The sequence below is a fragment of the Spirochaetota bacterium genome, assembly GCA_035477215.1.
Lineage (GTDB): Bacteria > Spirochaetota > UBA4802 > UBA4802 > UBA5368 > MVZN01.
The window spans coordinates 89,857-110,511 of record DATIKU010000058.1; the positions used below are offsets into that span (position 1 = coordinate 89,857).

General features: G+C 55.4%; 19 protein-coding genes. 10 read left to right on the forward strand and 9 right to left on the reverse strand.

The genetic code is table 11. The features are described 5' to 3' along the window. Nucleotides 1-58 precede the first annotated feature (58 nt). The 4 genes from VLM75_14960 to VLM75_14975 form a co-directional block, all read right to left on the reverse strand. On the reverse strand, nt 59-1,060 hold the full coding sequence (locus VLM75_14960) for a phosphate acyltransferase (GenBank protein ID HSV98221.1): 1,002 nt from the start codon (nt 1,058-1,060) through the stop codon (nt 59-61). Nucleotides 1,061-1,066: 6 nt separating this feature from the next. Beyond that, nucleotides 1,067-1,555 carry a pantetheine-phosphate adenylyltransferase gene (coaD, locus tag VLM75_14965; GenBank protein HSV98222.1) on the reverse strand — a complete coding sequence of 163 codons (489 nt, stop codon included), beginning with the start codon at nt 1,553-1,555 and terminating at the stop codon, nt 1,067-1,069. Between the two features lie 91 nt (nt 1,556-1,646). Then, nucleotides 1,647-2,171, reverse strand: a complete 525-nt coding sequence (locus VLM75_14970; protein HSV98223.1) for a C40 family peptidase — start codon at nt 2,169-2,171, stop codon at nt 1,647-1,649. A gap of 100 nt (nt 2,172-2,271) precedes the next feature. Beyond that, entirely contained in the window at nt 2,272-2,835 is a 564-nt protein-coding gene (locus VLM75_14975; protein ID HSV98224.1) for a hypothetical protein, read from the reverse strand. Between the two features lie 397 nt (nt 2,836-3,232). On the opposite strand from VLM75_14975, the gene VLM75_14980 reads away from it, so the two are divergent. The 3 genes from VLM75_14980 to VLM75_14990 all read left to right on the forward strand — a co-directional run bounded on the left by VLM75_14980 (nt 3,233) and on the right by VLM75_14990 (nt 7,567). After that, on the forward strand, nt 3,233-4,180 hold the full coding sequence (locus tag VLM75_14980) for an ROK family protein (GenBank protein ID HSV98225.1): 948 nt from the start codon (nt 3,233-3,235) through the stop codon (nt 4,178-4,180). Nucleotides 4,181-4,194: 14 nt separating this feature from the next. Next, nucleotides 4,195-5,103 carry a phosphatase PAP2 family protein gene (locus tag VLM75_14985; GenBank protein HSV98226.1) on the forward strand — a complete coding sequence of 303 codons (909 nt, stop codon included), beginning with the start codon at nt 4,195-4,197 and terminating at the stop codon, nt 5,101-5,103. Nucleotides 5,104-5,278: 175 nt separating this feature from the next. After that, nucleotides 5,279-7,567, forward strand: a complete 2,289-nt coding sequence (locus VLM75_14990) for a YhjD/YihY/BrkB family envelope integrity protein (GenBank protein ID HSV98227.1) — start codon at nt 5,279-5,281, stop codon at nt 7,565-7,567. Between the two features lie 64 nt (nt 7,568-7,631). Here VLM75_14990 and VLM75_14995 read toward each other — a convergent pair whose 3' ends face one another. Both VLM75_14995 and fusA read right to left on the reverse strand, forming a co-directional pair. Then, complete coding sequence (locus VLM75_14995; GenBank protein HSV98228.1) at nt 7,632-8,516, reverse strand: energy transducer TonB; 885 nt, start codon at nt 8,514-8,516, stop codon at nt 7,632-7,634. A gap of 377 nt (nt 8,517-8,893) precedes the next feature. Further along, a complete protein-coding gene (fusA, locus tag VLM75_15000; protein ID HSV98229.1) occupies nt 8,894-11,008 on the reverse strand; it encodes an elongation factor G in 2,115 nt (704 codons plus the stop codon). A 294-nt stretch (nt 11,009-11,302) separates the two neighbouring features. Here fusA and alr point away from each other — a divergent pair, with 294 nt between their 5' ends. Further along, nucleotides 11,303-12,451, forward strand: a complete 1,149-nt coding sequence (gene alr, locus VLM75_15005) for an alanine racemase (GenBank protein ID HSV98230.1) — start codon at nt 11,303-11,305, stop codon at nt 12,449-12,451. A gap of 172 nt (nt 12,452-12,623) precedes the next feature. Here the strand turns inward: alr and VLM75_15010 are convergent, their stop codons facing one another. After that, a complete protein-coding gene (locus tag VLM75_15010; GenBank protein ID HSV98231.1) occupies nt 12,624-13,694 on the reverse strand; it encodes an ABC transporter substrate-binding protein in 1,071 nt (356 codons plus the stop codon). A gap of 80 nt (nt 13,695-13,774) precedes the next feature. Further along, nucleotides 13,775-13,912 carry a hypothetical protein gene (locus VLM75_15015; protein HSV98232.1) on the reverse strand — a complete coding sequence of 46 codons (138 nt, stop codon included), beginning with the start codon at nt 13,910-13,912 and terminating at the stop codon, nt 13,775-13,777. Between the two features lie 522 nt (nt 13,913-14,434). Between VLM75_15015 and aroF the strand changes: the two genes are divergently transcribed. Then, nucleotides 14,435-15,496, forward strand: a complete 1,062-nt coding sequence (aroF, locus tag VLM75_15020) for a 3-deoxy-7-phosphoheptulonate synthase (protein HSV98233.1) — start codon at nt 14,435-14,437, stop codon at nt 15,494-15,496. Here aroF and VLM75_15025 read toward each other — a convergent pair. Continuing rightward, nucleotides 15,454-16,383, reverse strand: coding sequence for a diacylglycerol kinase family protein (locus VLM75_15025; protein HSV98234.1), 930 nt, complete (start codon nt 16,381-16,383; stop codon nt 15,454-15,456). The genes aroF and VLM75_15025 overlap by 43 nt on opposite strands. Nucleotides 16,384-16,640: 257 nt before the next feature. Between VLM75_15025 and VLM75_15030 the strand changes: the two genes are divergently transcribed. The 5 genes from VLM75_15030 (at nt 16,641) to VLM75_15050 (ending at nt 20,654) form a co-directional block, all read left to right on the forward strand. After that, nucleotides 16,641-16,913 carry a hypothetical protein gene (locus VLM75_15030; GenBank protein ID HSV98235.1) on the forward strand — a complete coding sequence of 91 codons (273 nt, stop codon included), beginning with the start codon at nt 16,641-16,643 and terminating at the stop codon, nt 16,911-16,913. Then, entirely contained in the window at nt 16,910-17,764 is an 855-nt protein-coding gene (locus VLM75_15035; GenBank protein HSV98236.1) for a shikimate dehydrogenase, read from the forward strand. Before VLM75_15030 ends, VLM75_15035 begins: the two co-directional genes overlap by 4 nt. 23 nt (nt 17,765-17,787) lie before the next feature. Next, a complete protein-coding gene (locus VLM75_15040) occupies nt 17,788-19,098 on the forward strand; it encodes a folylpolyglutamate synthase/dihydrofolate synthase family protein (GenBank protein ID HSV98237.1) in 1,311 nt (436 codons plus the stop codon). A gap of 96 nt (nt 19,099-19,194) precedes the next feature. Then, nucleotides 19,195-20,145 (forward strand): hypothetical protein, encoded by a 951-nt coding sequence (locus tag VLM75_15045; protein HSV98238.1) that lies wholly within the window; start codon nt 19,195-19,197, stop codon nt 20,143-20,145. Then, nucleotides 20,142-20,654, forward strand: a complete 513-nt coding sequence (locus VLM75_15050; GenBank protein HSV98239.1) for a TIGR00725 family protein — start codon at nt 20,142-20,144, stop codon at nt 20,652-20,654. Before VLM75_15045 ends, VLM75_15050 begins: the two co-directional genes overlap by 4 nt. Nucleotide 20,655: the final 1 nt, after the last annotated feature.

Consider the following 20,655-nt stretch of genomic DNA (forward strand, 5'->3'; position numbering starts at 1 on the left):
TTAAAAAGCCTGTATATATGGTCTTCGCCGTTATCTTTCATTTTGATCGCCGCCACTTTCACGACTGCAGCTGCGTTATCATCGCCAGGTTGACGATGTCCTCCACCGTCGCGGCCCGCGAAATGTCATTGTACGGCCTTGCAAGGCCGTAGATGACCGGCCCGATAACACGTGCATTACCGAAGTACCTGATCAGCTTTACCCCAATGTTCGCGCTGTCGAGGTTGGGAAACAACAGCACGTTCGCCCTTCCCTCTACGGCGCTTCCCGGCGCCTTTGCCCTCGCGATCTCCGGCGAGAGCGCCGCGTCGAGCTGCAGCTCCCCGTCCACCACTATTTCGGGCATCCGCTCCCGCGCGCGTTGTGCGGCCAGCCTCATCTTGTCCACCGACTTCCCTGCGCCGCTACCCCGTGTGGAGTATGATAAAAAGGCGATCCTGGGCCGGATACCCAGAAACTGCCGCGAGAACACGGCGGCCGCCTCGGCGATCTTGCAGAGCACGCCGGCGGTCGGGTCGGGATTGACGACCGGGTCCGCGATTACATACAGCCCTTTGTCCGTCCCGCCCTCGGCGCCTGCGGTCACGATGCTGAACGCGGTCACCACGCCGACCCTCCGATCGGCCTTAACGACGCCTATACCCGTTCTGAGGATTTCCGCCGTCGTCGTGCGCACACCGCCGATAAAACCGTCAACCTCGCCCAGGCGGAGCATCAGCGCCCCCAGGGAAACCGGGTCGCGCATGGCCCTGTCGAGGATCTCTCCCTCGAGCGCTCCCAGGCCGCGGGCCCGGCGGTATTCCTCGCGATACCGCGCGTCGGAGGAAAGAACGCCCGGGTCGGCCATGCCTATGCGTCCGCCGGGCGACGCGTTCGCGCCGACCGCCCGTTCGATTCTGTCACGATCCCCGAACAGCACCGCCCGGGCGATAAGCCCGTCGGCGATGAGGCGTAATACGGCCTCGAGTACCCTTGGATCATCCCCTTCGGGGAAAACTATGCTCCGGGGATTGGCCCGCACCCGGTCGCTGAATCGGTTAAGAATCGTGGCCTCCGATATGCCGTTTTACTTCGGGCCGGAAAACCTTTGCTGGAGCTTTTCTTGGACGAATTGGGGGACCAGAGAGGTGATGTCTCCTCCGTAACTGGCGACTTCCTTTACCATGTTGGAAGAAACGAAAGAATACTCGCTCTGCGCCATCAGAAACACCGTTTCGATTCCGGGAGCGAGCTTTTTATTCATTAGGGCTATCGCGTGCTCGTAATCGAAATCCACGATCGCCCTCAACCCTCTGAAAATCAGTGTAACACCCTGGGCGCGGCAGAAATCGACGAGCAAACCCTCAAAAGCGGCGGTTTCGACGGAACGAGTCTCACAATGGCAGCACCGAGTCAGCATCTCCAGCCTTTCCTGAACGGTGAAAAGCGGGTGCTTGGCGCTGTTTTTGGCAATGGCTATGACCAACCTGTCGCATATCTGTTTTGCTCTTTCAATTATGTCGAGGTGCCCATTGGTCAACGGATCGAATGATCCGGGGTATATCCCAATTCGCATAAAAAGTCAACCAATCCTTTTCCGGCTGCTGCAAGTAAATATGCCGCAAATTATTTGTCAAGAAATAAGTGATAGCCCGCCGGGCGATCGCTCAATTATTTGATAGATTGGTGTAATTTGGGCGTCTACCGGCGGCAAAATACGAGACGGCGCCCGAGTATCTTGTCTTCCAGTAGCTGTTGTCGAGACGCGCGTACGATACGCGCTTACCGCAGCTCGGAGCGTGGATAAACGACCCGTTCCCCGCGTAAATACCGACATGTGATATCCGGCCGCCATATATCGAGAAAAACACCAGGTCGCCCGGCCCCAGGGCCCGGCGCGAGACCGGCCTGCCCGAACGGTACTGTTCCACCGTGGCGCGGGGCAAGCGGAGCCCGTTTTTATCGTACACATACATCACGAAGCCCGAACAGTCGAATCCATGCGGCGTCTCCCCCCCGTAGCGATACGGCGCCCCCAGGTATTGCCGTGCGGTATCGACGACATGGCCGCGACGTCCCTCTGCGATCGAGCCCGTACGGACATGCGGCGGCGAGCAGCACAGACCGCCGGCAAGTATCAGCGCCGCCGGCGCGATGAGGATTTTTCGGAATGGAATGACGGAAGGTCGCATGATATTCCGGTTTTATCCAGTGGGGCCGCAATCAAGTACTTCGCGTCCCGAGGGACGACGGGCGGTATCGAGGGAAAACGCCACCAAACCCGCCGCCTTGTCAGATTTCGAGGCCGGTCGCGTCGAGGGAAAGCCCGGCTAAGAACTCAATCAGCTTCACCTTTATCGCCTCGGGGGTTCCCTCGAAGACACCTATATCGAACACGGGCACTTTGAACTTCTGCGCTATTTTCAGCGCCTGCCCGGTACCTCCTTTCTGTTTGCCGCCGCTGGTATAGCAGATTATGCAGACGGACGGTTTCTTTAAATCCTCTCCCATTATCACATGGGCATAACGGGCCTGGCATTTCTTGGCCGAATCGGCGAGCGTGTTCCAGGCTGGATTGAAGGAGGAAGCGATCGACATGGCCCGTTCGCTTACCGTGTAGAGAGACGAATTATTGCCGTTGAAGCCCCGCCATGGCAGGAACACCTGCTTCTTCCCGCCCGCGGTGTCGCAGCCCCGCTCGAATGCGGCGCTGGCTCCTTCCGCCCCGCCCGAACGCAGCATGTATCCCTTCGACGCCATGTACGCGCCCGTCTTTTCCATGATGGCGATGATGTTGGCCGGCGCCTCGCGCGCGCCTATTCCGGTGTATACAACGATGGTTTCTGTATTTTCCATTCGCGTCCTCCATGCCCGACTACAGTATAGCCCTAAAACCGCAATAATCAATACTATTACCGCACATCAGGATATTTCAAGGAGTTAAATCCCTTGGTGCGATAATTCGCGCTTCCCGTAGCGCCGGAGTCCCTCATTCGGGAGGGGCTATCGACAACAGGACCCATGCGGATGCCGGCGCATAACCGGGCCCCGGCCCATTAATATTTTCGGCGTTTTATCCGAAAATCCCCCGCGTTTTGCCGCTCTCCCGGAAAAAACGGTCGGCAATTGCCGATAATCTTAGATTCCCCCGAATAAAAAAACACCCGGTCGAAAAATTGCTTTACGGCGCTTCTGCCGGCCTGATTTAATAAGGCTCCGCCCCGCGGAACCATCCCACTTGGACGGTGGCCTCATGTATATAGGTATCGATATAGGCGGCACCACGATAAAGGGCGTGCTGACCAACGGCGATGGCGATATCCTCTCGTTTAAAAAGATCCCGACAGGGAAAACGCCCCCGGAGATCGAGAACTGCCTTATAGAGCTCATTCGGGCGCTTGCCGCGGCCCGCGGACTGGATACCTCAACCGTAAAGGCGATCGGTGTGGGCTCAGCCGGCTCCATCGACCGCAAACGGGGGATGGTGCTCACCAGCCCGAACATACCGGCCCTGCAGAAATTCCCTCTTATAAAAACCATCAGGCGTCGCACGGGCGTCCCAGCGTTTCTCGAAAACGACGCGACGGTCGCCGTTATCGGCGAGTGGTGGAAGGGCGCGGGAAGGAAATACTCCAACTGGATCATGCTCACCCTCGGAACGGGGATAGGCGGGGGCGTGGTGATTGAAAACCGCGTCTACACGGGCCAGTCCGGAAGCGCCATGGAGGTGGGCCACACGAGCATCGACTACCGCGGCCGCAAGTGTCCCTGCGGGGGAACCGGCTGTCTCGAGATGTACGCCTCGGCCACGGGCCTCATGCGTTACGCGCGAAACGTAATCGGAAAACACTCCGGGTCCTCGCTTGCCGCGCGCATGAAAAATGAAAAGCTCGATCCGCTCATGATCGAGGAGGAAGCGCGGCGCGGCGATGCGCTGTCGCTGCATATCTACGCGCAGGTTTCGACCTGGCTGGGGATCGGCGTCGCCAACCTGGTCAACATCTTCAATCCCGAGGCGATCGTCTTCGGCGGCGGTCTTTCGCGCGCCCACCGGCTCATTTTCCCCGTGGTGAAAAGGACCGTGCGCGAACGCGTGATGGAAGGGCTTGGCCGTAACGTGAGGTTTCTTATTATACGCGATCAGGAGAAGGCGCCGGCGCTCGGCGCGGCCCGCGTGGCCATGGATGCGTTAAAAAAATAATCGAGGAGAAACACATGGAAACGTTTTTCGCAGACCAGCTCCTTTTCGGCGAGGAGATACTCAACCGGTTGCATATCTTCGCCGGCCCCCTGTTGGACCGGTTGATGGTCGCCATTACCGTCATGGGCAACGAAATATTCTACACCCTGCTCATCCCGCTCATCTACTGGTGCGCCTCCAAACGGATCGCCATCCTCGCGGGCGGCTCGCTTCTGGTCGGCACCGTTGTAAACGACGCGCTCAAAGGCGTATGGATGAACCCCCGCCCCGACCCGGCAAAACTGATCCCGAACATCGACGAGCTCAACAGGACGCATATCCCGAAGAACAGCCCGGGGTTTCCCAGCGGTCACGCGCAATCCGCCGTCGCGTTCTGGGGGGCGCTTGCATGGTACGTGGGAAGAACGCCTTTCGTGGCGCCGTGCGTCATCATCATCCTCCTCATCTCCTACTCGCGCCTTTACCTTGGCGTTCACTTTCTCGGTGACGTGCTGGGCGGGCTCGCCTTCGGCTGCGTTACGCTCGCGCTCTACATCGTAGCCGTGGCCTGGATGCGGAAGAAGTACGAGCTCGTCAACCGCTACGCGCTCATCGCAGCGGCGCTCATAGTGCCCTATCTGCTCTTCAAGATACTCCCCGGCCACGAGCAGGCCAAGACGCTGGGCGTACTTTCCGGCTTTCTGGTGGGCATCATCCTCGAGCGGGGGCGTGTCGATTTTCATCCCGGCGGTACCCTCGTAAAACAGCTCATCATGATTCTGGCGGGCCTTGCGGGACTTTTCGCCATCAAGGCGGGACTGAAGCCCCTGCTTCCAGGTCTGGATTCCGCGGATTTCCTCCGCTACTGGCTCATGGGTATGTGGGTGACACTCGTTGCGCCATGGATCTTCGTCCGCTTCGGAATCGCGCGACAGGAACGGTAGGGGCCGGCATCGAAGCGGTCCCGTGCGGCCGCCGGCACGGTTTTTTATTTGACCGTCCGCGGCATGTCGCCTATTATTATTTGCGCCATTCGAACATGCGTCCCCGGGCATGCGCCGGGAGACGCGCCGTTTTTCGGGGGCGAAACTTTGCGCCGGGAAAAGGAGCGGATCCACCATGTCAAAGGAAAGCGCAGGCGGAAAATCCTGGGTTATACGGCTTAAAATACGACTCCAGAAATTCGCCGAAGATTTCTATTCGGGGGAGATTACGTACAAGCGCCTCTCCGGCAAACTTATCAACGCCGCCAAGATATTCATCGTTTCATCACGCAAGTTCATGCTGGACGACTGCTTCACCAAGGCGTCCTCGATAGCGTACACCACCATCATTTCGCTAATCCCCACCCTTACCGTGGGCCTCACGTTTTATTCAATCTTCGCCGGCGTCAGCGATAAAAAAGAGGAGCTTTTCAGGCGGGTCACGATCTTCATGGTGGAGCACAACATCAAGCTGAACATCGACCCGATCATAGAGTCGATCTCGAGCCTTATCGACAACGCCGGCAAGATCGGCGGTATCGGGACGATCATCGTGGTCTTCACCGCCACCGCGGTACTGCGCACGCTCGAAAAGTCGCTCAACGACGTGTGGAAGGTCGAAAAACAGCGCAGCATATTCCTCAAAGTAATTTACTACTGGGCGGCGCTGACTCTGGGCCCCATCATGCTCATCACGGGCACCACCGTCGCGACGCACCTTTCCTCGATTTTCGCCGCACCGAACTACCTCTCGGCATTCGCAGTCGGCGACACCCTGTGGGTGACCGGACACAAGGCGAACATCTCCAGTACAGGCGGCGACATGTCCCGGATTAACGCCGTGCCGGCGCAGCGAATCGATTTCGAGAACCAGTCCATCTTCGAATACGACGCCGCGTCGAAGACCTTCCGCGAGCTTGAATACCGGGTGGAGCCCGGTGAATTCGAGAAAACCGAATTCACCGACATACAGTTTATCGGCAGGATGGGATGGGCCGTGGGACGCAACGGCATCATACTCCTCTCTGGCGACGGGGGCGCTTCGTGGCAACTGGAAAAGTGGGGATCGTTCGGTTTCCGCGACATCCACATGCTCACGCCGAAACGGGGCTTCATAGCGGCGGACAGTGGTTATCTCTTCCGCACCGTGGACGGCGGGGAATCCTGGCAGGCGATCGAGTTCGAGAATTTCTCATCCAATCTCAATTCGATCGCCTTCCATGGCGGTACCGGCGTCATAACCACCGACAGGGGCGGCGTTATAACCACTTACGACGCCGGAAAAACCTGGAACATCAACCACCTCCCCGAGGCAAAAAGAAAAAATCGGTGGATCAACATCAACCGGGCATTTTTATTGAGCGATTATAACATCTGGGTGGTCGGGGACGAAGGGCTTATTTTAAACAGCACCAACGGCGGCCGCAGCTGGGACAATCACCGATTTTTGGAAAGGAATTACATGGCCGTCAATTTTATCAGCGACACCACGGGGTTTATCGGCGGCGAAAAGGGGACCATTCTTATCACCGAAGACGGCGGCGAGAAATGGACCCGGCTCAAGGTCTCGAGCCCGCGCATCAACGACCTTGTCGCCTTTGGCCCGGGCATCGTTGCCGTCGGGGAAAACGGGACCGTTTTAAATTCGGACGCACAGGGCCGGCGCTGGCAGGGCTCCGAGGGGGGCAGCATTCTTGAATTCCTGCTCAACTTCTTCGCCCCGTTCGTCTTTATCTGGCTTCTTTTCCTCCTCACCTACATCATCATGCCCAACACGAAAGTCCCGTTCAAACCCGCGGCCATCGGGGCTTCGTTTACCGGGGCCGTCTGGGTGATTTTCATTCTGCTGTTCATCGTGTATATCAAGTCGTTCGCCAGCGGGACCTTCGCCATCTACGGGGGGCTTGCGGCCATTCCGCTCTTTCTGTTGATGGTTTACTCGTCGGCGCTCATCATCCTCTACGGCGCGGAGATCGCTTACACGCTCATGCATCCGCACACGTATCGCAACCTCAAAAAGGCGTTGGCGGGAAAACAGGAGTACTCGGTGTTTTACGGCATCGCCATTCTTCATTACATCTACGCGAACTTCGAGAAGGGCAAGGGGCCCGCGTACTTCAAGGATTTGTTGAAACTGACGACCAACAAGTCGGAAGAGGTCGACTACCATACAGCGCTGTTTTTAAAGGAAAAATACATCATCGAGACCGGTGACGGCGGCTACCTGCCCTCCAATTCGTCGAAAAACATCGTTATCGCCGACGTTGTCGACCTCATTCACGACGTGGGAATGGTGATACCGGCATACGCGCACCCTGAGTCTTTGAAGAAGTACTTCGGCTCGCTCTTCGGACGCATGCAGAAATCAAACAGGGCCGTACTCGACGGCATCACCCTGGCGATGGTCATAGACGAGGCGCGCTGAGATTTAACAGGCAGCGTATTATTCAGTGTGCTGCGTGAAGGCTGGCGCCCGCCCTTCGGCAATCTTAATAAATATAATACCCGAACACGAACGGGATGACGATCACCCCGCCTTGTATGTCGTCGGGCACTTTCCCGAAGTTCTTCGAGAGCCGCACGGCCTCGGTGCACGACGAGTCAAGCGGCCTGTTGCCCAATGAATCGACGATGACCACGTCGAGCACCGTGCCCTCGCGATCCATGGTGAAATAGAGCTTCACCTCCTGGTTCGGGATCGCCATTATTCGCAGCCTCCCCGGCGTATAGGCGCTGGTAACGGGGTCATAGCCGCGGATTACCGAGTTGGCCAGAAGCGGCGGAAACCAGTGCGATGCGATCTTATCCTTCATCTCCCTGAAATACCTGAAATTCCTGAACTTCATGGTGTTGAACGAAAAGCGGCCGTCGCTGGAGTAGAAGATCGCGTTCTTCCGTGAGAAGCTGTTTTTGTCCGGGATGGTGGTGAATTCGCGGTCGCCCTCCTCGCCGAGAACGCTTCCGAAGTCCTGTTTGAGAAGCGATATGACGACCTCGGTATTTTCGGCGAGCAGCAGGGCCGATTCGCTTTTGGCGTCCGAGCTGCGCGAGGTCGTGCGCCCCAGGCGAGCCTTGCCCTGCCGCAGCCGGAAATCGAGCGAGTTGTTGAGCCAGTGGTCGCCCTTCTCGCGACTGAGGTGGCCCTTTGCGGCCGAGTCCTTCTCCGAGAGGAGCGTGGAGCGGCCCGTGACCTTCCGCTCGTCCTCGTTGATGTTGACGATGACGTCGCGTCCGCCGAATAGCCTGCGCTCCGCCGCCTTTCGTGCCGCGATTCCGGCGAAATCAGGCAGCATGAGCGCCGTCATCGCTACGACATGCAGAAAGAACGATATGAGCACCACCAGGTAGAAGCTTATTTCCGCCTGTCTTTCCATTCGCCCGATTCCGTCCTTCGCTCGTCTTTTATGATCTGTTACAACCGCACAGGCGCGCCGTACACCCGGGTCCATCCAAACGGCAACCGGCCCTCTGGTTGCGTCCATATATACAAGGGGATCGATCCGGGTGCCGTCATCGCTATATACCTGACCCTCACAGCCGATAATTGTTACGCCCTCTGGCGCGGGTACCGAGCCGCGCTGCGGGCACCCGCCTTTTCGCCAGGCGCTCCGACAGGGGGCGTGTATGCGAAAGCGGGAGGGGGTTTTCGTAATTTCCGTCTATACAAAATGACGATGTTCATGCCATACCGGAGCCAATAAGAAAGCCACCCTTAAGGGTGGCTTTTCTTGTTTTTTATCCCGCACTGGTATTACTTATTCGCCTCGTCTTCAAGCATTTTTTTACGCTCTTCTATGACCTTCTCGGCGATCTTGCCGGAGATGGGATCGTAGTGCGAGAATTTCATCTCGAAGGCGGCCTTGCCGCTGGTCATGGCGCGCAGGTCGATGGAGTAGCGCTGCATCTCCGCAAGCGGAACGCTCGCCTTCACCACCGAAAGTCCGGCGCTGTCATTCTCGTCCTTGGCGCCCATGCCGAGCACACGGCCGCGCCTGCCGTTGATGTCGTTGAGGATATCGCCCATGTAGTCCTTGTCCACATAGACATCGACCTCCATGACCGGCTCGAGGAGGATGGGTCCCGCCGCCTCCATGCCCTTCTTGAGCGCCTGGCGGCCCGCTATCTTGAACGACATTTCGGACGAGTCCACGTCGTGATACGAACCGAAATACAGTTCGACCCTTACGTCGACCACCGGGAACTTGGCGAGCACGCCCTCCTCCATGCCCTCCTTGAATCCCTTTTCGCAGCCGGGAATGTACTGCCTCGGGATGACGCCGCCGACGATAGCGTTGCTGAATTCATAGCCGCCGCCCCTGGGGAGCGGTTCCACGCGGATGTACACCTCGCCGTACTGGCCGTGCCCGCCCGACTGCTTCTTGTGGCGGTACTGCGCCTCGGCCTTTTTAGTGATTGTCTCGCGGTAGGCCACGCGCGGCTCGCTGGTGACGACATCGAGCTTGTTTCTTTCCCTTATGCTTTTTAAAATCATGTCGAGCTGCATCTCGCCCATGCCCGAGAGCACGGTCTGCTTGGTTTCGGGATTGAAGGCGTAGGTGATGGTCGGGTTTTCGTCGGTGATGCGGCCCAGGATCTGGCCTATCTTGTCCTCCTCTCCCTTCTTGCCCGCCTCGACGGCGTACGAAAAAACCGGGTTGGGAAGTTTGACGAGCGGCAGCACCACCGAGTTCTTGGCGTCGCAGAGCGTATCGCGCGTGATGGTCTTCTCGAGCTTTACGACCACGCCGATATCGCCGCAGGTTATTTTGGGCATGTCGACCTGCTTGTTTCCAACCATGGTGTATATCTTCGATATGCGCTCCTTGGTGTTGCGCGTGGAGTTGAGCACCTCGGCGTCGGGCAGAAGCTCGCCGGATATGACCTTGAGGTAGGTGAAACGGCCCGCGTACTGGTCGATGTAGGTCTTCCAGACCACGCCGGCGAAGGGCTGGTCGGGCTTACACGCCACTTTTTTAGCCGACTCCTTGTCGCCCATGCCGTGCCCGTCGTACTCACGCCCCGTTTCGGGCGACGGAACGAAGGCCTTGATGACGTTCAGCAGATTGCGTATGCCGATCGATTTGAGCGACGAGCCGCAGATTATCGGATGGAGCTTCGCGGCCCTCAGCTGCGCCGTGATGCCGCGTCGAATCTCCTCGACCGTGAGCTCGCCGCCGTCGAGGAACTTTTCAATAAGCGCGTCCTCTCCCTCGGCCGCGAGCTCGAGGAGCGCGTTGCGGTGCCTCTCGGCCTCCTGTTTGATTTCGGCTGGAATGTCGGAGATCGTGACGCCCTTGCCGTCGGGCTTGGGCGCCAGCGCCTTCATGTCGACCAGATCCACGATGCCCTTGAGGGCCGCGCCCTCGCCCAGCGGCATGCACAGCGGCGCCACCTTGGCGCCGAGGTTGGTGGTAATATTGTCGATGGTCTTCTGATAACTGGCGCGCTCCTTGTCCATTCTATTTATAAAGATGATGCGCGGGATGTTGTTCTCGGTGAGGTACCGCCAGGCCTTTTCGGTCTCGATCTGTACGCCGTCGACCGCGTCGACCACGAGCATGGCCGTTTCGGCCACCTGGAGCGCGGCGCGGGCCTCGCCGATAAAGTCGGACATGCCGGGGGTGTCGATGATGTTTATTTTAACGTCGTCGAGCTCGACAAAACCGAGCGCGCTGCGTATGGAAATCTGTCTGCTTTTTTCTTCGTCGTCGTAGTCCGAGGTGAGCGTACCGTCTGCGGGATTGCCGATTTTATCGATCTTGCCCCCCATCAGGAGCATGGCGTCGAATAGGGTCGATTTTCCAGTGTTGCCGTGTCCGAGTATTGCGACATTGCGAATTTGATCGGTTTTGTATTCCTTCAGCATCCAACAGACCTCCACTATTAAAATGCGTGGCGAACCCCGCTTATGAAGTGCACATTAACGATAAAAGGCGACAGAGCGAGCCGTCGCCTTCAGGTTTCCTGTCAGTCTGGCGAGCCGACTGGTACGCTAAAATGGGCTTGATTATTTGTAAAGTATTTTTAGTCGGGACGGGGGATCGGGCGGCCGTCTTTATACCGACACCGCATCCCGCACACTCCATGCTGGAATCAAATTTCTATTGTCTTTTTCCCAGCTGACGCCCTATGGTACACCTTTCCGGAGGAACGATTCATCATGGTATTCACCCACGAAGCCTACGCGCGCCGTCCCACCAGGGCCGAGGTATCGCTCGCCAACCTCATCCACAACTACCGCATCGTCCGCTCGCTCATCGGGCCGGACGTGAAGCTTATGGCCATGGTGAAGGCGAACGCCTACGGGCACGGGATCGTGCGCATCTCGAAGGAACTGCTCGCCGCGGGGGTGGACTGCCTGGGCGTGGCCTATCTCGAGGAGGCGGTCTTTCTAAGGGAGAACGGCATAACCGCACCGACACTGGTGATGGGCGCCATCAACTCCGAGCAGATTCCCCAGTTCATCGCGCACGATGTGGAGATTACGAGCTCGTCGCCGGACAAGAGCCGCGCGATCGCCGAGGCGGCGAAGGCGCTCGGCAAAACGGCCGTTGTGCACCTTAAAATCGACACCGGCATGGAGCGCATCGGCGTGCACTGGTACAACGCCGAGCGCTTCATCGGCGAGACCCTGGCGCTCGAAGGCCTGAACGTCAAAGGCATCTTCTCGCACCTTGCCAAAGCCGAGTGCGACGCCGCCTTCACGGAGACGCAGATAGGCCGCTTCGACGCGATTGTTGATTCCATGGCGAAGAGAGGAACTCTTCCGGAGCAGGTGCACCTGGCAAACTCGGCCGGCATCATCAACTTTAAAAAATCGCATTTTACCATGGTGCGCCCCGGCATCATGCTCTACGGCTACGACCCCATTGGCTACCGGCCCGACGAACGCTTCAACGGCGAGGCGCTACGGCCCGCGATGTCATTAAAGACAAAGGTATCGTTCTTCAAGGTGTGCCCCGCGAACACCGGCATAAGCTACGGACATACCTACGTCACACCGCGCCAGACGCGCGTGGTGACGCTCCCGGTGGGCTACGGCGACGGCTACAGCCGCCTGCTCTCCAACAGGGCCGAGGTGCTCATCCGCGGCCGTCGCCACCCGGTCGCCGGGACGGTGTGCATGGACCAGACCATGGCGGACATAGGGCCCGACGGCACCGCCTTCAACGGCGACGACGTTCTGCTCTTCGGTGAGATGGACGGCACCGCGATTCCGCTTGAGGAGCTGTGCGAAAAGATCGGCACGATCACCTACGAGGTGCTCTGCGGCATCAGCTCGCGGGTGCCGAGGGTGTACGTGGGGTGAGATTTATGAAACAATAATTATTTCTATCATGCCGATGCAGTCAATCTGTCTGTTAACGCAATCTTCTTTTATGCCCCGATGGATGAATCCAAATATAAAAAAGACGAACAGGGCCGTCATGAATAAGATCAATCCCTCGGATACAATCGGCAATTGTCTCGCTGAACGCGTGTCAGAATTCTTTTGAAATCTCGGTGATGAAATATAGCGGTCTATCGACGTCGCCAAACTCATCGAAGGTCAGCGTTCCGAATTCCGTCTGAAAAGTTTTTTTATTGAGGATATATTTTTTTATAGCATCCGGATCCTTTTCCCCGGCCGATATGCACTGGTACAGTATTTCGAGCGCCGAATACACGTTAAGGCCGATAAATATCTGAGAGGATCCGAATCTCTCTTTAAACCGTGAGATATAGGCGTCTTTGCGGGCATTTACATTCTTCGGGGGATAATGCGAAGGAATCACACTGTGCCTTATGGATGATCCTGCCGTTTCAAGAATAAGCGGTGATTTGACCCACGGGGTGTACATGATGCGCATACCGGGCCTGATTGAAGACGCGAGTTGAGCGATGGCCCCGACACCGCTCGCATTACTCCCCATCAGAAGGTAGAGAGAGCTAAAATTATACCGCTTCATTTTCAGAAGAAGATCGCCGTGATCAACTTTTGCTATTGATATATCAATAACCGCCACCTCTCTGCTTCTGAGTCCCTCGCGGAAATATTTTATCGCCGGGTCAGTATAGTCGCTGTTGTCGGTATCGCGTATTATTAACAGCCTGTTGAACCCGTTTGTATTTATATATTCCGCTATGCGCTTCTGCTCTTTCCCAACATCCTGGATATTCCTGAATATATAATCATCCATCCGCGACAGTTTATCGGTAGTGGCGGCAGTGGAAAACGTAAGCACACCATCCCTGTTCAGCTGGTCGTATATTGCGATTGCGCATGTTGATATATGAGTCGTAATCAGTATTTTTATTCCGCTTTTTTTTACCTCTTCATACGCCTCGACGGTTTTTTTTGACCGGCATCCGTCATCAAAAAAAATTATTTCAATGTTGTCACACTTGTAATCTTCCAGAAACAGCTTCGCGGCGTTAACAACGCTCAAACCCTCGATTGACCTCGCCTCAAGGCTGGTCTTGATGGCGATACTGATTTTTTCCTTTTTTGAACATGACCCGGCAAGCGATAAAAGAAACGTAATAATAAGAATAACCGATATTTTTTTCATACAGATCCCGCCGTTTATCGCTATTTCATCCGGGTTTCCATATTATCATCCTCATACCACGATCTTCGGGAACAGGCCATCTATCGCGGTGGTACCGGTTTCTCCTGCCCCGTCTGCCTTATAAAATTTTTCCTTACCGCTTCGTGTTTCGAGTCTTTTTTCACCTGCGCCTGCTTGTCGTGCTTCGCCTTGTCCTTCTTTCCGCCCTTGTCTCCCATGTCGTCTCCCCCCTGTTTTTATTTTATCCCTGATTATCCTCACCGCCCGGGCCTGACACCATCTGTATTCCGTGCGGCCGCTCCCGGACTGAACGCCGTCGCCTTTTAATGATACACGGAACGCGAGGAGAAAGCAATACAATACCTTCGCTTTTTGTTCCATGGACTACAGGTCGCCCGATGAATTATTTTACTTTGCACTTCATCCTTGAATTCAGCGTATATGCAGGAAAATAGTCAATAAAGGTATTGACAAATTGCAGGCATATGGTTAAACATACCGCCATACGCGAGACGAACGCGTTTATTTCGATGAACCATAATGATTGCTAAGAACAACATCGGCCCCAAAAACTACTTTTGGTTTTATTTTTATTATAAAATCAACCCGTAGCCTTTGTGGGTGTTGTTGCGCATGGGGGCCACGGGCGGGATGCCGGTGGCCATTTTAATGCCTCTAAGAAGGTAAAGACCGCCGGAAACCCGGCGGTTCTCATACCTATAGAACAATGGAGGCATCGCATGATTCTCATCCTTCCGGAAAACAATAATCCCGATATCACTTTAAGCGTACCTCGTCTTCAATCGGCCGGATACCGCACCTGCATGTTTAACACCAGCCAGGGGAGTGTCTGCACTATCCTGAACGCCGATTCGTCCGGGGTCGAAAGGCTTCGCCTGCTCGACCTCAACGCCTCGCCGGCCCCCCAGGACGTTCCCTATATCCTGGCAAGCAGAAATATCAAGGATACCGGCACCGAAATCGACGTCGGCCACGGCGTTACGATCGGTGGTTCCGACCTCTGTGTGATTGCCGGCCCCTGCTCTATCGAGTCCGAAACCCAGATAATGGAAGCGGCAGAAACGGTTAAAATTTCCGGGGCCTCAATACTGCGCGGCGGCGCTTACAAACCGCGCAGCTCCCCCTACGCGTTCCAGGGGATGGGACTCGACGGCCTGAGGCTGCTCCGAAAAGCCGGCGACAGTTTTAGCCTTCCGATAATAACCGAGGTGCTCGACCAGGACGATATTCCCGTTGTCGAGGAATACTCCGACATTATCCAGATCGGCGCGCGGAATTGCCAGAACTTCTCACTGTTGAAAAAAGTGGGAAGGACGAAAAAACCGGTGCTTCTGAAAAGGGGGATGATGTTAACAATCGAGGAATTCCTTCTTTCAGCGGAGTACCTTCTTTCCGAGGGGAACCTGAACGTCATTTTATGCGAAAGAGGGATCCGTACATTCGTGACGGAAACGCGCAACACGCTGGACATATCGGCCGTCCCCGTGCTCAAACAGCGGACTCACCTGCCGGTGATCGTCGATCCGTCACATGCCGCGGGAACGTGGAAGCTGATACATCCGCTTTCGCTTGCCGCCGTGGCGGTCGGCGCCGACGGCCTGATGGTGGAAATGCACCCCCACCCGGAGAGTGCGCTCTGCGATGGCAAACAATCATTGAGGCCCGACAGGTTTATCGCCCTGATGGGGATGATCGGCCCCATGGCGAACCTTGTGGGCAGATCAATTCAGGGACGTCGTCATACTGAAACCAGCGCAACCGTGGGACCGGTTTCTACGTAGATTTCCCTTTCTGCGAAATACATATCGCCGTCCATGGTGTACTCAAAGGGACCGTCACTTACGATGCGAAGATTCTTCACATGGTTGTCATAGTGGAGCGGATGATTGAAGGTCCCCCCCCTGGCCAGGGTCAATATGTGCCATGCGAGCACTGTGGGCTTCACGCCTGTCGCGATGACATGAAATCCCGGCTCCTTGGGCATTTCGCGGTTCAGCGGGCGAAATCCCATACCTACGTCCTCCACCGTTCCCGCGAGAATGCCTAATAGATCGTCCGATGCCAGCTCTTCACCGTTAAAGAAGACCTTTGCCTTAAGACGTCTATACAGGGGGGAGCTGTCCGGTCGTATTATTCCGTCGCTGAACGCCTTTATTATTACCCGGGCGACCTTTGGGAAATCCTTCCTGTCACCTTCGTAAACCGCGTTCAGCACATTGGTTGTAAGACCCGTACCGAAAAGGAAACAATAGCGGTCGTCGATCCTCATGGTGTATCGGGTTACCGCAGCAACCGGCCTGCGGCGCTCCATGGCGCGAAGCAATCTCTTGAGTATGGCATAACCGTCCCCTTTAAGTTTGATGGTGCCTGAGATGTTGTTCATCGTGCCGTCTTTCAATATGATTACCGGTGGAATCGGAGCGGGGGCGTAGATATTGATAAACCGTGAAATTACCTGGTGCAGGGTCCCGTCGCCACCGGATATGGCGACGAACGGAATGATCCTTTTTTTGCAGTCCTCGGCGACTGCATCCAGCTCTTCGATTGTCGCAGCAGGATGAACATCCACACGGTCACCACCGATCTTTTTGAATGTCTCGATCGAGTTTCCTTTTGTCTTTTTATTCTTCCTGGAATATGGACTGACAATGATAGGGATTTTCCCCATTTAAAAACCTCTCTCCACCTGGCGCTTCCGTGAGACAAGCATTTCCTGCGGTAATGTCAACGAAAAATGTTTGCGTTACAACATCAATTCGTGACAGTATCATAATGGTTTCGATATCCGTTCTACCGGGCAGGTTTTTGCGCATGGTCAATGGTGTTTTTAAGAATACGCCGCGGAAACTCATTCCAGCCCGGCGATGGGATGTTTTTTCCTGCGATCAGGGACACTGGCGGACGGGGCTGTATCGACCGGAGGCATTGGCACCCGACGACGTCATGGAACTCGAAAAGCATTCATGCCCCGAGCTGTTTCTCTGCCTCGGCGGCAGGGCGGGTCTGGTAATTTACGACGGCGAGACCGAAAAAACGGTGGAATTCGAGCCCGGAGAGGAGCTTCTCGTATCGGACTACCACAATGGGTTCCTGATCGAACAGGACGCGTTTTTTCTGGTAGTTGAGCGCACCGCCTTCACGACGGACTATATCGACAGGAAGACCCGGGGGCCTCTCCGGAGCGTCACAGTTGAATGAAGCCAGACGCACACACAATACTATACTGCCTTTTCGGCAGGCCGGCCCGCCACTCTCTTTCTCCCGCGATGCACAATGCCGCATTCGAGCATCTGGGAATGAACGCCGTTTACCTCGCGTTCGAGCCGGAGAAACCGCTGGACGCGGTACGGGCAATGCGGGCGCTCGGTATCCGCGGCGCAAGCATTACCATACCGTTTAAAACAGACATCCTGGATCATATCGATGAAATCGATCCCCTTGCCGAAAAAATCGGCTCGGTCAATACGCTGATAAATGATGATGGCATTATAAAAGGGTTCAACACCGACGGGCACGGCGCTGTCCGGGCCCTCTTGGCGAACGGGGTTTCGATAAGCGGCCGGAAGACCCTTGTTGTCGGGAACGGTGGATCGGCGCGCGCGATAGCTTTTTCACTGCTCGAGGAAAAGGCGGAAGTTACGATTTCGGGCAGAAACGAAAAAAATGCGGGCGCCCTCGCGTCGGACCTGTCGCGTTATTTTAAGGACGTTAAGAGCTGCCGGATCGATTCGCTGACGAATGGTTCTCTCGATGAATATCAAATATTAATAAATACCACTCCCGTGGGCATGTTTCCTGATATCGGATCCAGCCCCATCGATCCTTCTCTGCTTAGACCCGGAATGACGGTTTTTGATATTGTATACGCTCCGGCCCGAACGCGGCTCCTTGGTTCAGCCGAATCGGCCGGCTGCAGGATAGTTTTCGGGACCGAAATGCTCCTGTACCAGGGGGCGCGTCAGTTCGAACTATGGACATCAGGCCAGGCTCCTGTCGAAACAATGCGCGACGCGCTGATTCGAAACATGAAGAACCGGCAGAAGCGTTGACGCCAAGACAGGAGTCTTCCTGAATGAATAAACCCGCACGAATCCTCGAGCAGTTCATAAACAACGAAAAAACCGGGCATACCGGATTCGAAAAATACTCGCTTTCCACAATGCGCAAACTTGTCCGCCGACTTGGAAATCCACATCGCAATATCAAAACCTTGCATATAGCCGGGACCAATGGGAAGGGTTCAACGGCATTCATGATCAGCGGGATATTCGAACAGGCCGGATACAAAACCGGTTTATATATATCACCGCATCTGGAGAAGGTGAATGAGCGAATATCCATCAACCGGCGCCCCATTACCCTTCAACGCCTTTCGTTCTATCTCGAACGCATACTGGACGAATCGAGTGCCGGGGGGCTCAATCCGACCTATTTCGACGCGCTGACGGCTGCGGCCTTCAACTATTTCAGCGATGAACGTGTCGATCTTGCCGTGATCGAGACGGGGCTCGGTGGCAGGCTCGATTCAACCAACGTCGTCAGGCCCCTTGTCTCTGTAATCACGGATATTTCACTCGACCATACGGCCATACTTGGCGGCGATATTTCCTCTATTTCAATGGAAAAAGCGGGAATTATCAAATATCGGGTTCCCGTGATTACATCAAATAACGGCGGAAACGCCCTGAAAACAATCGAGAGCGCGGCGAAGATGAAAAAATCCTTTTTATACGTAAACGGACGTGATTATCGGGTCCGATCAATGAACCAATCCAAGGGCGGTCGAACATTCTTTTCATACAGTCTCGGAAAGAGACGTATCGATAATTTATTCCTTGGGCCGACGGGGAGCTTCCAGTTGAGAAACGCCGGGCTTGCCATTACGGCGTCACTGTTGCTTGAACACAGGGGCTTTGCCGTCGGGGATGTTGCAATCAGAAAAGCCTTGGCGGGTCTTATCATTCCAGGCCGCCTTGAAATCATGTCCCAAAAACCTCTTATTCTATTCGATCCGGCGCATAATCCACAGGCGATGCGGTCCCTTGCAGAGGGCCTGTCGGTTGCGTATCCGGACCGAAAACCGGTATTCATCCTCTCATTCATGAAAGACAAGGACGTTAAGTCGATGTTCGATATTGTCCAAACCACGGATCCGGCACAAATCATATATTACGAACTCGATGATGATCGGTGTTACACTCCTTTAGCTCGCGGTGACGACAGGGAGCCATCTCAATTCCATATAATTCGAGGGAATGACAAGAGCACACGCCTGGCGACTGCAATGAGGCTTTATATGGGAGGAAAATATATCGTGGTCGCGACCGGAAGTTTCCGCCTTTATCCGGTCATAAAAAAGCTTGCAATATCCATCGCGCGATGATCCTGTTCTTCTTATTGTGGAGCATATGAATATATAAATTGCCGGCCCCTGTCGATGCGATGCGCGTTATAGAAAATCATTAAGCCGGGCGAAGAGATGGACGAAGCGACAAAAGGTCTGGTAGTCGCGGTTAAAGAAACGCTCAAGGATTTTACATCGGGAAGGCTCTCCACGGAGGAGTGCCGCCGGAGGTACAGGCAGATGATTTCTGACTGCGAATCCCTGGAGCGGGGCGCCGATCGTTCAGCCGGTCCGATGAAGTCGTTATGCTACGCCCATTCCACGGGCAACTTCGCCCTCTTCACCGGCATATACCGCATGGACCATGGGTCTCTGACGCCCCTGAGCTCCTGCGGCGACGACGTCTTTAACGTTTCCATAAAGGGAATACGGGATATAATTTCCTCCCGGTTGAGCGCCCGCGGTTCCGTCTCGATGCCTCCCGGCGACGCACACTCTCTGCCCCATACGGTTTACGCCTGCCTCATACCCGGAAAATCCGGAATTCCGCTTCTGTTCGCTGCGATTTCCTCCTCACATTTTTTCTCGGAAAATGAATTCATCAAAACTGCGAATTTCGTCGGAGCGTTTCGGGACTTTGCCGAGTATGAAATGCACCCGCAGTTTTTTTCTTTTTTCTCTGAAAGACGCGCTGCGGTTGATAAATGGATAGAGGCCAGAATAGACGAGGGGCTTTCGGTTTACGCGCATTATTTCCTGTTCAATATGGTTGAACGTATTTTCAGCCATATGGGACTGCCGGAAATGCTAAAGATTTCCGCGTCCATAAAGGATTCACTTCATGCGCAATGCGGGACCTCCGGCACCGTTGTTTTCGAGCTTTCTATGCGTGAATACCTCGTTTTCATACCCGATCCCGCCGGGACAGGTTGTGAAAAGAAAAAGGCCTCTTTCGATTATCATGGAAGTTCTATTCCTTCCCAGTCTTGCGCCTTCACAATCAGAAAAACCAGGGATATTATCGATTTCTGGAATGAGATACTGGAATTTGAACACCGTCTTGCCACCGGGGAAAAAAGGAAATGATCCGCCGCCAGGTAACGGTGATCGGATCGCACGACGACAGTCAATTCCTCGATGAAGCCTATGAAATAGGCCGCCACATCGCCATCAGAGGATGGACGCTTGTATGCGGTGGACGCGGAGGAATTATGGAGGCCGCGTCACACGGCGCGTCGGACGAGAACGGTATTGTGATCGGGATATTGCCGGGCGGCGATTTCAGCGAAGCGAACTCGTACTGCACCGCCGTTGTGGCCTCAGGGATCGGATTCGCCCGCAACAGCATGAACGTTCTGTCCGGTGATGTGGTAGTGGCGTTTGGCGGCAGGACCGGTACACTGACCGAGCTGGCATACGCGTATCAGTACGGAAAACCTGTTATAATCTGCGTGTTCGCAGGCGGCTGGAGTTCCCGGTTTAAAGATATCGTGTCAGATAACGGCGGCAGGCCGCCGGTCCATGAAGCGCGCAGCGTCGGGGAAGCCCGCAACCTGCTCGACTCTCTTCTCGAAAGCGGCGATACGCCCACATAGT

Bases quoted from the DNA above. Each gene is read 5' to 3' on its own strand.
- VLM75_14975 (HSV98224.1), bottom strand. From the start codon at position 2,835: ATGGAAAATACAGAAACCATCGTTGTATACACCGGAATAGGCGCGCGC.
- VLM75_15040 (HSV98237.1), top strand. From the start codon at position 17,788: ATGAATAAACCCGCACGAATCCTCGAGCAGTTCATAAACAACGAAAAA.
- VLM75_14980 (HSV98225.1), top strand. From the start codon at position 3,233: ATGTATATAGGTATCGATATAGGCGGCACCACGATAAAGGGCGTGCTG.
- VLM75_15050 (HSV98239.1), top strand. From the start codon at position 20,142: ATGATCCGCCGCCAGGTAACGGTGATCGGATCGCACGACGACAGTCAA.
- alr (HSV98230.1), top strand. From the start codon at position 11,303: ATGGTATTCACCCACGAAGCCTACGCGCGCCGTCCCACCAGGGCCGAG.
- VLM75_15025 (HSV98234.1), bottom strand. From the start codon at position 16,383: ATGGGGAAAATCCCTATCATTGTCAGTCCATATTCCAGGAAGAATAAA.
- VLM75_14985 (HSV98226.1), top strand. From the start codon at position 4,195: ATGGAAACGTTTTTCGCAGACCAGCTCCTTTTCGGCGAGGAGATACTC.
- fusA (HSV98229.1), bottom strand. From the start codon at position 11,008: ATGCTGAAGGAATACAAAACCGATCAAATTCGCAATGTCGCAATACTC.
- VLM75_14990 (HSV98227.1), top strand. From the start codon at position 5,279: ATGTCAAAGGAAAGCGCAGGCGGAAAATCCTGGGTTATACGGCTTAAA.
- VLM75_15010 (HSV98231.1), bottom strand. From the start codon at position 13,694: ATGAAAAAAATATCGGTTATTCTTATTATTACGTTTCTTTTATCGCTT.
- coaD (HSV98222.1), bottom strand. From the start codon at position 1,555: ATGCGAATTGGGATATACCCCGGATCATTCGATCCGTTGACCAATGGG.
- VLM75_15045 (HSV98238.1), top strand. From the start codon at position 19,195: ATGGACGAAGCGACAAAAGGTCTGGTAGTCGCGGTTAAAGAAACGCTC.
- VLM75_15015 (HSV98232.1), bottom strand. From the start codon at position 13,912: ATGGGAGACAAGGGCGGAAAGAAGGACAAGGCGAAGCACGACAAGCAG.
- VLM75_14970 (HSV98223.1), bottom strand. From the start codon at position 2,171: ATGCGACCTTCCGTCATTCCATTCCGAAAAATCCTCATCGCGCCGGCG.
- VLM75_15035 (HSV98236.1), top strand. From the start codon at position 16,910: ATGAAGCCAGACGCACACACAATACTATACTGCCTTTTCGGCAGGCCG.
- aroF (HSV98233.1), top strand. From the start codon at position 14,435: ATGATTCTCATCCTTCCGGAAAACAATAATCCCGATATCACTTTAAGC.
- VLM75_14995 (HSV98228.1), bottom strand. From the start codon at position 8,516: ATGGAAAGACAGGCGGAAATAAGCTTCTACCTGGTGGTGCTCATATCG.